Source organism: Amycolatopsis sp. NPDC059021 (assembly GCF_042739895.1).
In the GTDB taxonomy this organism is placed as follows: Bacteria; Actinomycetota; Actinomycetes; order Mycobacteriales; family Pseudonocardiaceae; genus Amycolatopsis.
In genome coordinates, this window is the sequence record NZ_JBHYIQ010000043.1 from 52,486 (window position 1) to 63,910 (window position 11,425).

Here is an 11,425-nt window from a genome sequence, read left to right on the forward strand (position 1 = left end):
TCCTTCCATTCCGGCTTGTCACCAGTACGACGGCGCAGCACCCCGGAATGTCAGGCCCGCGAACGGAACGTCCCGCCCGGCGGGGCGGGACGTCCGGGGTTCACCGACCGCATATGGCGGCGTCGAGGATCTCGAACCGGAGGTCGTCGCCGTTGGTACCGGCCGCGGCGCTGAAGGTGTTGGTCACCACCGTCGCGTAGCGCCCGTCGTCCGTGGCCGCCGTCCAAGTCGCGTAGCCGACGACGTTGCCGGGGTGCCCCCACGCGTCGCCACCGCAGGACAGCGTGTGCTTCACCAAACCGAGCCCGTAGTCGTAGCCCGCGGGCGCGCCTTCCCACGGGATCGTCTTGCGCATCTCGGCCAGCCCCGCGGACGAGACGAGCTTTCCGGTGGCCAGCGCCCGGTAGAACGCCGTGACGTCGGACATCGTGGACTCGATCGCCCCGGCGGTGCCGAACATCGACGGTTCCACGTTCGTGGTGTTGTCCACCCAGAAGAAGATCGGGCCGACCCGGCCGCCGGCGTATCCGTGCACGTACGGCGCGGGCAGGGTCCGGTCGCCACCACGCGGATAACCGGTCGCCTGAAGACCAAGGGGCTTGATGATCCGCTCGGTGATCGCCTCGCCAGCGGACCGCCCGGTGACCTTCTCGATCAGCAGGCCGAGGATCTCGAAGTTCGTGTTGGAATACTCGAACTTGGTGCCCGGCGCCGAGTTCGGCTTCAGGCTCAGCCCGTCGCGAACCACCTCCCGCAACGTGTAGGAACCATCGGGGTTCCGCGCGGGACGCGGGTTGTTGTTCACCGGGATGCCGCTGTGGTGCTGCAGAAGCTGCCGCACGGTGATCTTGGTGCCGTCGTAGCCGTTGCCGTCGACCACGCCGGGGAGAGAGGTCTCGATCGGCGTGTCCAGCGCGACTTTGCCCTCGTCGGCCAACTGGAGCGTCACCACGGCGGTGAACGTCTTGGTCTGACTGGCGATCCGGTGGTGTTCGCCCGGCTGGATCGGCTTCGCCGCCTGGGTGTCGCCGGTCCCGGACTGCAGGACCCACGAACCGGCGGCGTTCCCGGCGAACACCGCCGCGCCCGGCGCGTTCTGCAGTGCGCGGTCCAGCAACGCCTTGGTACCGGCATGCGTGTCCGCGGCCTGGGCCACGGACGGAATCGAAACGGTGAACGCGGCGGCCGCCATGACGGCCACCGCACAGGTGACAGTTCTCTTCGACACTGTTGTGCTCCCCACCTTCGAGTCGTGTTGCTCGCGGATCGGACGCTAATCACAGCCGATGAAATCCCGATGACACGACGTCCCTGTCCCGAACGCGTCACGGAGGACACTCACGTTCCCGGAGGAGGCAAAACCCTTACATAGCAAGGAAAAGTGCGTTCCAGAGGTTCACCCGATCGATAGCACACATGTTCGATCAGGTGGCGTATTGTGGAGGTATGTCAGTCGACAGCAGCACCTCCGCATCGCGCACCGAGTGGTGGCGCGAGGATGTCGGCTGCCTGCTGGAGCGGCTTCTGGAGTCCGAGTGTGTGCAGCGTCGTGAAGCCGCTGTCCAGGGCGAGGTCATGGCCGAGCTGGAACGGCGCGGGATACGCGACACCACCGGCTACGGAAGTCTTGTGCGGCTGCTGCAGGAGACGTTGAATATTCCCTACGCCGAGGCGAAAGCTCGCGCGGCACGGGCACTGGCGCTCAACGGCACCCGCGACCTGACTTCCGGTGAGCAGCCATCTACTGCGCCTGCGACCGCGCAGGCCGCTGCCGAGGGTGCGGTCGGGGCCGCGCAGATCGACGAAATCCTGCGGGTGCTGGACAAGCTTCCCCAGACCGTGTCGGTGCAGGATCGGGAACAGGCGGAGAAGATCCTCGCCGAACTCGCCCGCGCGGCTGGTCCCCGCGAAATCCGCGCCGCCGGACGACGCCTGTTGAGCCAGCTCGACCCCGACGGGAAAGAGCCGAAAACCCGGGAACCGAAACCATTCCAGCCCGAGTTCTCGATCGCCCCGCACCGTGATGGCGGGCATCAGATCAAGGCCCGGGTAGACGATGAGACTTCCGCACGCTTGCAAGCGATGCTGGATCCGCTCGCGAAGCCACGACCCGCCACCGAGGAAGAGGGCCGCGACACTCGAACCCAGTGGGAACGGCGCGGTTGCGCGTTCTCGGAGTTGGTGCGCATGTGGGCCGAACATCCCGACCTGCCCACCCAAGCCGGAGAAGCCACCCACATCGTCGTCACCGTCAGCTTGGAAGAACTACGATCCGGAATCGGGCAGGCCACTCTCGATCTGCTCGGGGAGATCACCGCCGCCGAAGCACGGCGACTGGCTTGCGACGCGAAGATCATCCCGATGGTGCTGGGCTCGCACAGCGAACCCCTCGACGTGGGCCGCGCCCAACGGCTGGCCACCCCAGCCATCCGCCGGGCATTGACCCGCCGCGATGGCGGCTGCGCGTTCCCGGGGTGCGATGCGCCCGCTTACCGATGCACGGCGCATCATGTGGTGTATTGGGCACACCATGGCGAGACCAAAGTGGACAATCTCGTACTCTTATGTTCTGTCCACCATAAGGTAATCCACCACTCTGAATGGGAAGTCCGGATCGCCAGCGACGGACTCCCCGAGTTCGTGCCGCCTGCCTGGCTGGACGCGACCCGCACACCCCGACGCAACACCATCCACCTCAGAACCTGAACCGCAGGGAACGAGCGCCTGAGGCCGCTCTACCCATTGGCCACAGTCCGGTTCTCTCAGTGTGAGGTAGCGGCGGGTTGGCTCTCTCGCGGTGGCCAAGGTCGCGAATGGCACATTCGCGACCTTGAGCCTGGATCCGCCATTCGGGTGTGCGCCCGGAGGGCTTTCGCGCGCAACGAGACGTAAACGGCCGCTCGGCGCTGGGGGTCGCGACCGCGAGTCCACTTTCCTGCACCAGCAACCACAGCGGGCCCCCTTTCACCCCGTGAGTCGCATGGTCGGAGGCGTCCACAATGCCGTGAAGGCCTCCTTCCCGGCGCTCAGTGCTGGGAAGGAGGCCTTCACGGCCCACCAATCCACAAAGGACAAGAGCCGCGTGGCACATCAGCGGATCCAGGTTGAGCATCCTCAATGCGCCATTCGCGACCTCTCGCCCGAACGCTTCGCTGCCCGTTGCCACGCCGGGCACTCAGCCAGAGACGATGGCCCCACCTACACCATCTGCACCCTGCCGTCAGGGCACGCAAGCGCACATTCCTCGGAGGAGCGGGACGCGGGCCGCTGGGCTTCACGAGATGCCAACACACATCTCGAACATGACCTTCGGGCACCCCGACAGGGCGATGGGACACCCGTGGTCCACAAAGGACATTCACTCCCCGCGCGGCGTGGATCGGAGCGGGTCGTAGTCGAGCCACGGGTCCTGGAGGAACTCACGCCACCGCGGACCGTGGCCGGTCCGCTTCAGCCGGAAGTACAGCGCGCGCCGTGTCCGGTCCGTCATGTTGCCGCCGATGTTGTGCCCGAGCAGGTAGTGTGCCAGCAGCAGATCCCCGGCCCTGCCCCGGATCTGCTCGGGTTCGGGCAGCCGGATGGGCGGATAGCCGCCCGCGGCGAGGAACGCGTCGGGACCGTGCTCGCGGAAGTACTCCGCGTGCGTCAGGTGCGTGCCCGGCCAGACCCAGAGGTTGCCGCCGTCCTCGCCGAGCTGGTCGGACATGAGCACCCCGGCGAGCATGGTGAACGTGTAGGGCCGGCCGTCCGGGCCTGGCGGGTAACCGTCGAGGTGGTGCCCGCCGGGCCGGTGCGAGAACGGCGGGATGTTCAGCGCGATCTGCACCTGCCCCGGCACCTCGAGGTTTCCGGGGCCGACCAGCGATTCCGCGTACGACCACGCAGGACTCTCGGTGACCAGCGCCAGCAAGGCCGGGACGTCGGCCGCGTCGGGGAAGTAGAAATGCGGCCCGACGACCTGTGCTCCCGGCGGGTCGCGTGCCACCAGCTCATCGATGCCTCGCGCCGCCTCCGCCACCGCGTTCTCCGGCACCGCCTGAGGAATCACCACGAAACCGCGTTCGGCGAACTCGTCCAGCCGTCGCTGATCCAGCATGATCGGCAGCGTAGCGGCGACCCGCCATGGCGGCGAACGGTTTTCCGGCGAACCGGTCAGGAGCGCAGGGCGGCGCGGGCGCGCTGCCAATCGGTCACGGCGTCGAGCCCGGCGTCGATCTCCGCTCGCAGCAGTGCCGCGATCAGCTCGGCGACGTCCTCGCCCAGCAGTTTCGGCGCGTCCTCCTCGAAGGCCGCCAGTGCCTCCCATGGTGTCGTGGCCAGTTCGCCGACGGTCTGCCCGGCCGGTGGTGGCGTCGAGCCTTCGGCGAGTCCGGCGCGACCGGCGGCCAGCAACGCGGCGACGACGAGGTGCGGCGAAGCGTCGGCTCCGGCGAAGCGGAACTCGAGCCGTTGGCCGGCACCGCGCCCGGCGAGCCGGATCGACGCGGTGCGGTCGTCGACGCCCCAGCGCAGCTCCCGCGGCGAGAACGGCGCGGTGCGCAGGCGTACATAGCTGTTCCAGGTCGGCGCCCAGATCGGTGTCAGCGCTCGCGCGTACCGGAGCACCCCGGCGAGAAACCCGGACAGCGGGCCGGAAATCCCGGCATCGAGCGGCGAATCATCCGTTGTGGACAGTGAAAGGTGGACATGGCCGGAGTTGCCGTGACCGGGTTCGGGTGCCGCCGCGTAGTCGGCGGTGACGTGGTGCGCGGCGGCGGTGCGGCGCACGATCAGCTGCTGGAGCAGGATATCGTCACAGGCGGCCAGCGCGTCACGGTGCCGGAGCACGATCTCGTACTGCCCGGGGTGACATTCCGCCCGCGCCGATTCGACGCCGAGCCCCGCACCGTCCAAAGCGGATCGGAGATCGGCCAGCAGCGGCGCCAGCCGTTCGGTGCCGCCGAGGGCGTAATCCACGCCGTGTGGCGTGAGCGGCTCGCCATCGGCGTCACGGAAGACGACCTCGTGCTCGATTCCCACCGACGGCGTCAGCCCCAGTTCCTCCAGCGCCGCGAGCTGCCCGCGCAGGATTTCCCGGGGCGCCAACGTCGCGGGTTCGCCGCTCGGCCAGGCGACGTCGCCGACCACCGCCCATGCCCGGTCGCCGAGCGGCACCGCGGACGCCGGGTCCGGCCGGGCCGGCAGATCCCCGAATCCGCCGATATAGCGAGCTACCGAGCTGCCTTCCGGCACCGGCAGCGGTTCCCGTTCCGGTGTCCACGCGAAAACGTAACTGCACACGCCGTAGCCGTCGTCGAGCACCTCGGCCGCGAATGGAGCGTTCAGTTCCACGGCCGCGAACCGCGCGTGCGGATCGGGCACCACCAGCAGCAACCGCGCGCCCGGCTCGGCGAGCCCGGCCCGCAGCACCGGTGCCGCCGCGCTCGCCGCCGCCGCGCGGGCGGCCAGCGAGCGCGCACCGACCGGCCGCGTGAACGGGCTCACCACGCGCCGTCCGGATCCGGCCCGGACAGCGGGTTCGGCACCCGGCCCCAGCGTACGTCGAACTCGTCGTCCCGCTCGACCTTGTCGAAGCCCTGCCCGGCGAAGTGCTCGCGGTTCAAGGTCACCCGTTCGACGTCCGGCGCGAACAGCATGCACGCGTCGAACCGCTCGGCGACGTCGGGATTCTCGTCCCGGTACCGGCCGACGACCGCGCGCACCAGCTCCCAGAACCGGGCCCGCTCCAGCCCGATATCGTCGAGCAGGATTTCCGCCCAGAACCGCAGCTGCCCGGAGAACACCGAACTGAACAGCGACTGCGCGAGCAGGTGCGGCGCCCAGCGCAGCATGTCCGCGGCCGCCTCGGGCGGCAGATCGGCGTAGCAGTCCAGCTCCTGGTCCATCAGGTCGACGCCCTGTGCGAAGTCCTTGATCACCACGCGCAGCGGACGTCCCTCGGTGTCGGTCACCAGCACCAGGTTCTGGCCGTGCGGGCAGAAGCCGACTCCGTACCGCAGCAGCCATTGCAGCAGCGGGGTGAGCAGCAGGTCGAACAGCCGCGCCAGCCATTGCTCGGCGCTCTCCCCGGACCGGCTGATAAGTACACTGAGGACGGACACCCCGTCCGCGTCGCGATACGGCAGCGCGGCGAAGGAAATCGCCCGCTCCCCCTCGGCCAGCCGCGCCACCAGCGGCTCGCGCCACAGCGCGCCGAGCGTCTCGTGGAACCGGTACGGCAGTTCCTCCAGCGCGCCGAACAGCGGATGCCGCACCGAAACGCTCGCGACCTCGCCGAGCAGTTCGAACCGGTACTTCTCCGAAAGCACCGGGTCCGCGTCGTGAATACGCCGCAGCCAGGACGTCACCGACGGCCCCGCCAGTGTCGCCGCCGAGTTGAGTCCTCTGTAGACCAGGGTGTTCCGCACCGACACGGCGGTCTTGACGTCGTGGCGATCGGGCCTGGACAGGTTGGCCAGCGTCCGGACAGTCTGATGTGGACGGTAGTGGTCCGCCGGCTCGCCGAGGTCGATCATCGCTCCGGTGGCGAGCTCGGCCGCGTACAGCGTGCCGACGATCTCGTCGGCCTGCCACGGGTGCACCGGCACCCAGACGTAGTCGGCGGGATCTCCTGCCTCGGCGATCCGCGCGGTGAACTCCGCGCGCTGCGACTCGTCGAGTTCGCCTTCCAGCAAGGCTTTCGCGCTCAGTTCGTCGACGCAGCGGAACTCGGCGTGGTCGCGGTGCACGGCCAGCCAGCGCAGCCGGATGTCCGCCCCCGCCTCCGGAGCGAACCGGGCGCGGTCGGCAGCGGAGAACCCGACCCTGCCCTTGTTCAGCACAAGCCGCGGATGGCCGGTGAGATGACCGTCGGCCAGGTTGTAGTCCATCGTGGACAGTTCGGCCGCCGAGGGAGCCCGCCGCAGCCGCGCGGCTTCGTTGGTCACTGTCGCGGTCAGCTCCGCCAGCACGTCGGCGAGCCGCAAACCGGTCAGCCCCAACGTCTTCCTGGCATCCACGACCAGCGTGCGCGGGTCGTCGACGGGCACGGCCGGACCATCGCCCACCTGCCGGGTGGCGCTGCCGGGCAGGACCGTCCACGATTCGAACGCGCCCCGCCGCGCCTGGAAGGCGTAGACGACGCCGCCGGGGAGGTTCAACCGCCATCTCCGGTGGCCCCGCTCGGCCTCCTCCCCCACCTCGGGCACGAGCATCGCCTCGTACGACAGCTCGCCGAGCATCTTGTGGGTGATCAGCGCACCGGCGGCCCGCCAGGCTCCCGCGTTGTCCATCCTCACCCTTCCTGTCCACTCCCGATCCCGAACGTGGTGAACGCGGTGCGCGCGGGCAGTTCGTAGACCGCCTTGCCGCACACCGCGTTGAGGATCGCGGCCGCGCGCCACGCCCCCAGCCCCAGATCCGGCGCGCCCGGCCCGTGCGTGTGCTTTTCCGCGTTCTGCACGAAGAGCGTGCCGCCGATGGCCGCGTCGAGTTCCACCCGGTAGTCCGCGCCGATCTTCAGCCGTCCCCGCGCGTCCCGGTGGACGGCGTCGCCGAGCCCGGCCAGCAACGGGCCGGTCGGCGTTTCGGCGTATCCGGTGGCGGCCACCACCGCGCCGGTGCGCACGACGGCGGTCCGGTCCTGCTGGACATGCCGGACCTCCAAGGAGAATCCGCCGTCCACAGTAGACGCCGAGACGACCTCGACGCCGGGCGTCAGCGTCACGTCCGGCCAGCCGCCGCCGATACTGCGCCGGTACAGCTCGTCGTGGATGGCGGCGATCGTCTCGCCGTCGATCCCCTTGTACAGCTGCCATTGCGCGGGCAGCAGCTCGTCGCGCACCGCTTCGGGAAGGCCACGGAAGTAGGCGGTGTAGTCGGGGGTGAACTGCTCCAGCCCGAGCTTCGAGTACTCCATCGGCGCGAACGCGGGGGTGCGCGCGAGCCAGCGCAGGCCGTCCACTGTGGATCGCGAACGCAGCAGGTCGAGGAAAACCTCCGCGCCGGACTGCCCGGAGCCGACCACGGTCACGGTCTCCGCTGCCAGCAACGCGTCCCGATGGGTCAGATAGTCGGCGGAATGCAGAGCGAGCGTGCCCGGGTCGTCGACGCACGCGCGCAGCGGTTCCGGCACCGACGGCACCGAACCGACGCCGAGCACGACCGACCGCGCCAGCACGGGTTCCCTGCCGGAGATCGTCAGCTCGAAGGCTTCCTGCTCGGCCGACCAGCGCACCCCGGTCACCCGATGGCCGAAGTGACAGCCCGGCAGGCGCGACGCGGCCCAGCGCCCGTAGTCGTCGTACTCCGCGCGCGGCAGGTGGAACCGCTCGGCGAAGTAGAACGGCAGCAGGCGCCCGCGCTCCCGCAGGTAGTTCAAAAAGGACAGTGGACTGGTCGGGTCCACGAGGGACACCAGGTCGGCGAGGAACGGGACCTGCAGCGTCGCACCCTCGACCAGCAGGCCGGGATGCCAGCGGAATTCCGGGCGTGCCTCGAACAACGCGACGTCCAGCCCGCTGACCGGCTCGGCCAGCGCGGCGAGGGAAAGGTTGAACGGGCCGATCCCGACGCCCGCCACGTCATAGGACCTCATGACGCCACCGGGCTTCCCGGCCTTGCCGCGCATTCGGCCTCCGCCGCGGCGACCACCCGCTCCAGCAGCACGCGGTAGTCGTCGGCCCTCGCGTGCGGGTGCAGCAGCGTGAGCTTGAGCCACAGCTGCGGCGCCCCGTCCGGCCCGGTCGGGAGCGCGGCGCGGCCGATCACCCCGGTGCCCGCCTCCAGCAGCACGCGGCGGATCCCGGCGACGAGTTCGTCCGCTTCGGACAGTCCATCGGCGACAGTCGGCCGGAAGACCACAGTGGACAGTGGCGGCGGGGCGAGCAGCCGCAGCGCGGGATGCGCTCCGATCATCGCCGCGACGTCCGACGCGGTGGCGCAGCACCGCTCGACCAGCGCGCCGATCCCGTCGGTGCCCAGCGCCCGCACGGTGACCGCCATGCGGAACGCGTCGGGACGCCGCGACGTCCGGATCGAGCGGCCCAGCAGATCCGGCAGCCCGGCCTCGGTGTCGTCGTCCGCGTTGAGGTACTCCGCGCGCACGCTCAGCGCGGCGAGGTCGGCGGTCTCGCGGGCGGCGAGCAGCCCCGCCGCGACCGGCTGCCAGCCGAACTTGTGCATGTCCAGCGCCACCGAGTCGGCGAGTTCCAGCCCGGCAAGCAGCGGCCGTAATTCGGTGCTGCACAACGCCATTCCGCCGTATGCCGCGTCGACGTGCAGCCGCGCGCCCGCGCGGCGGCAGACCCTGGCGATCTCCGGCAGCGGGTCGATCGCGCCGGTGTTGGTGGTCCCGGCGGTGGCGACGACGACCGCGGGGCCGTCCACCGCCGCGAGGGCCCCGGCCAGCGCGGCCGGGACCATGCGGTCGTCCTCGCAGGGCACGACGACCGGGGTGGGCAGGCCGAGCAGCCACGCGGCGCGCGCGACGCTGTGGTGCGCGTTGGCCCCGCACACCGGGCGGACCGGGACACCGGGCGAAGCCTCGCGGGCGAGCAGCAGGCCGAGCAGGTTCGACTCGGTGCCGCCGGAGGTCACCACGGCGTCCGCGCCGGGCGTGTCCGGGTAGCACAACCGGGCGATCCCGGTGGTGAAAGCGCGTTCCAGTTCGCTCGCCACCGGGGCCTGGTCCCAGGAATCCATGGACGGGTTGAGCGCCCCCGCGACGACGTCGGCCGCGACCGAAACGGCCAGCGGCGGGCAGTGCAGGTGCGCGGCGCAGGCCGGGTCCGCCGGATCGGCCGAGCCGGCGGCGAGCAGGTGACTCAGCTCGGCGAGCGCTTGCTCGGCGCCGACGCCGGTCCTGGGCAGGGTCCCCGTCCCGCCCCCGGCCGCGGTGAGGGCGGCCGCGACCGCGGCGGGCCCGCCCGCGGGTACCGGTCCGCCACGTTCGGCGATACCGGCGGCCATCCCGCCCAGTGCGACCGGGATCAGCTCACCGAGCCGGGCGGCGCCGCCCTGACCACCGGCGAGGGACTCTTCGCGCATGTACCCGCCTTTCTTAGGGTTGCCTTGCCTACCCTGAGCAACAATACGGACACCGTCCGGAGCCCGGCATCCGGGTGGCGCCCGGCGTCCAGCATGGTCGACTCGCCCGCCGCGACGCGTCCGCCATCGGGTGAGAAACTGCTGGGTATGCCTGTGACTCCGGCGACCCGCTGGGACGTCCTGCTCGCAATCGGCGCGGGCGGGGCACTCGGCAGCCTCGCCCGCTACGGCCTGTCGGTCGCGCTGCCGCACGCACGGGGCGCGTTCGCGGTGTCGACGCTGCTCACGAACGTGCTGGGCTGTCTGCTCATCGGCGTGCTGATGGCCGTCATCACCGCCACCGCGCAGCCGCACCACCTGCTGCGGCCGTTCCTCGGCGTCGGGGTGCTGGGCGGCTTCACGACGTTCTCGACGTTCGTCGTCGACACCCTCGACGCGCTGAGCACCGGCCGGGTGCTGGCCGGGCTCGGCTACGTCGCGGCGTCGGTACTGCTGTGCCTGTGCGCGGTCGCGGCGGGACTCGTCGCCGCCAGGAGCGTCACCCTCCGAAAGGGACAGTGATGGAGGAATCGGGAACCGCCACCCGCCTGACGATCTACGTCGGCGAGGACGACCACTGGCACCACAAACCGCTCTACCACGAGATCGTGCGCCGTGCCAGGGACGCCGGGCTGGCCGGGGCGTCGGTGCTGCGCGGGATCGAAGGCTACGGCGCGAGTTCGCTGATCCACACGACACGGATTCTTTCGCTGTCGGAGGATCTGCCGGTGGTGGTCGTGATCATCGACGACGAAGCACGGCTGCGCGCGTTCCTGCCGCAGCTGGACGAGCTGATCGGCGAAGGGCTGGTGACGCTCGACCAGGTCGAGGTGGTCCGCTACGTCGGCAGGCAGCCGAAGTGACCCTGCTCTTCGTGGCGCTCGGCGGCGGTGCCGGCGCGATCCTGCGGTATCTGGCCGACCGGCGCGTGCAGCAGTGGCGCGGCTCGGCGTTCCCGTGGGGGACTCTGACCGTCAACGTCGCGGGCTCGCTGATCCTCGGCCTGCTGTCGGGGTGGGCGCTGCACGGCGGGCAGCCGTCGGCGGTGCGGTCGCTGGTCTCGATCGGCTTCTGCGGCGGGCTGACCACGTTCTCGACGTTCGGCTACGAGACCTTGCGGCTGTTCCTGGAGAAGACGCGGCTCTACGCGGTGCTGAACGTCGTGGTCACGGTGCTCGCGGGTCTCGCCTCCGGCGCGGTGGGCCTGCTGCTCGCCTCGGCTCTCTGGTCCTGACTCACGCGAGCTGAAGGGGACTTTCGTCGGGTGTTTGGCCGGTCGACACGCCCAAAACACCACACGCGAACTAATGTGGAGCCTAGATCACCCCCTACCCACCCCCCCGCGCCCGGCCCGCGCCGC

Annotated in this window: 10 protein-coding genes; 4 read left to right on the forward strand and 6 right to left on the reverse strand. The window is 70.3% G+C overall.

The genetic code is table 11. The annotated features are described in order from the left end of the window. Positions 1-100 precede the first annotated feature (100 nt). Positions 101-1,228 carry a serine hydrolase domain-containing protein gene (locus tag ACFWX1_RS24670; protein WP_378391025.1) on the reverse strand — a complete coding sequence of 376 codons (1,128 nt, stop codon included), beginning with the start codon at positions 1,226-1,228 and terminating at the stop codon, positions 101-103. Positions 1,229-1,416: 188 nt separating this feature from the next. On the opposite strand from ACFWX1_RS24670, the gene ACFWX1_RS24675 reads away from it, so the two are divergent. Then, complete coding sequence (locus ACFWX1_RS24675) at positions 1,417-2,706, forward strand: DUF222 domain-containing protein (RefSeq protein WP_378391027.1); 1,290 nt, start codon at positions 1,417-1,419, stop codon at positions 2,704-2,706. A gap of 652 nt (positions 2,707-3,358) precedes the next feature. On the opposite strand, the gene ACFWX1_RS24680 is transcribed toward ACFWX1_RS24675, so the two are convergent. Genes ACFWX1_RS24680 through ACFWX1_RS24700 form a run of 5 tightly spaced genes read right to left on the reverse strand, consistent with a single transcriptional unit; the run spans position 3,359 to position 10,026 of the window. After that, complete coding sequence (locus ACFWX1_RS24680) at positions 3,359-4,096, reverse strand: phytanoyl-CoA dioxygenase family protein (protein WP_378391029.1); 738 nt, start codon at positions 4,094-4,096, stop codon at positions 3,359-3,361. 56 nt (positions 4,097-4,152) lie between these two features. Further along, on the reverse strand, positions 4,153-5,484 hold the full coding sequence (locus ACFWX1_RS24685; RefSeq protein WP_378391031.1) for a glutamine synthetase: 1,332 nt from the start codon (positions 5,482-5,484) through the stop codon (positions 4,153-4,155). Then, positions 5,481-7,271 carry an IucA/IucC family protein gene (locus ACFWX1_RS24690; protein ID WP_378391033.1) on the reverse strand — a complete coding sequence of 597 codons (1,791 nt, stop codon included), beginning with the start codon at positions 7,269-7,271 and terminating at the stop codon, positions 5,481-5,483. Before ACFWX1_RS24690 ends, ACFWX1_RS24685 begins: the two co-directional genes overlap by 4 nt. 2 nt (positions 7,272-7,273) lie before the next feature. Further along, a complete protein-coding gene (locus tag ACFWX1_RS24695; protein WP_378391034.1) occupies positions 7,274-8,575 on the reverse strand; it encodes a lysine N(6)-hydroxylase/L-ornithine N(5)-oxygenase family protein in 1,302 nt (433 codons plus the stop codon). Further along, the gene (locus ACFWX1_RS24700; protein ID WP_378391036.1) at positions 8,572-10,026 is read right to left on the reverse strand and encodes a pyridoxal phosphate-dependent decarboxylase family protein; all 1,455 of its coding nucleotides are present in this window, start codon (positions 10,024-10,026) and stop codon (positions 8,572-8,574) included. Before ACFWX1_RS24700 ends, ACFWX1_RS24695 begins: the two co-directional genes overlap by 4 nt. A gap of 147 nt (positions 10,027-10,173) precedes the next feature. On the opposite strand from ACFWX1_RS24700, the gene ACFWX1_RS24705 reads away from it, so the two are divergent. From ACFWX1_RS24705 to crcB, 3 genes are read left to right on the forward strand one after another with little or no spacing between them, the layout of a single operon-like run. Then, the gene (locus ACFWX1_RS24705; RefSeq protein WP_378391038.1) at positions 10,174-10,587 is read left to right on the forward strand and encodes a fluoride efflux transporter FluC; all 414 of its coding nucleotides are present in this window, start codon (positions 10,174-10,176) and stop codon (positions 10,585-10,587) included. After that, complete coding sequence (locus tag ACFWX1_RS24710) at positions 10,587-10,928, forward strand: DUF190 domain-containing protein (protein ID WP_378391040.1); 342 nt, start codon at positions 10,587-10,589, stop codon at positions 10,926-10,928. The genes ACFWX1_RS24705 and ACFWX1_RS24710 overlap by 1 nt, the downstream gene beginning before the upstream one ends. After that, the gene (crcB, locus tag ACFWX1_RS24715) at positions 10,925-11,299 is read left to right on the forward strand and encodes a fluoride efflux transporter CrcB (protein ID WP_378391042.1); all 375 of its coding nucleotides are present in this window, start codon (positions 10,925-10,927) and stop codon (positions 11,297-11,299) included. The genes ACFWX1_RS24710 and crcB overlap by 4 nt, the downstream gene beginning before the upstream one ends. Positions 11,300-11,425: the final 126 nt, after the last annotated feature.

Excerpts from the sequence above, each read along its gene's own strand:
- ACFWX1_RS24675 (WP_378391027.1), top strand. The coding sequence starts at position 1,417 with ATGTTCGATCAGGTGGCGTATTGTGGAGGTATGTCAGTCGACAGCAGC.
- ACFWX1_RS24680 (WP_378391029.1), bottom strand. The coding sequence starts at position 4,096 with ATGCTGGATCAGCGACGGCTGGACGAGTTCGCCGAACGCGGTTTCGTG.
- ACFWX1_RS24690 (WP_378391033.1), bottom strand. The coding sequence starts at position 7,271 with ATGGACAACGCGGGAGCCTGGCGGGCCGCCGGTGCGCTGATCACCCAC.
- ACFWX1_RS24695 (WP_378391034.1), bottom strand. The coding sequence starts at position 8,575 with ATGAGGTCCTATGACGTGGCGGGCGTCGGGATCGGCCCGTTCAACCTT.
- ACFWX1_RS24700 (WP_378391036.1), bottom strand. The coding sequence starts at position 10,026 with ATGCGCGAAGAGTCCCTCGCCGGTGGTCAGGGCGGCGCCGCCCGGCTC.
- ACFWX1_RS24705 (WP_378391038.1), top strand. The coding sequence starts at position 10,174 with ATGCCTGTGACTCCGGCGACCCGCTGGGACGTCCTGCTCGCAATCGGC.
- ACFWX1_RS24710 (WP_378391040.1), top strand. The coding sequence starts at position 10,587 with ATGGAGGAATCGGGAACCGCCACCCGCCTGACGATCTACGTCGGCGAG.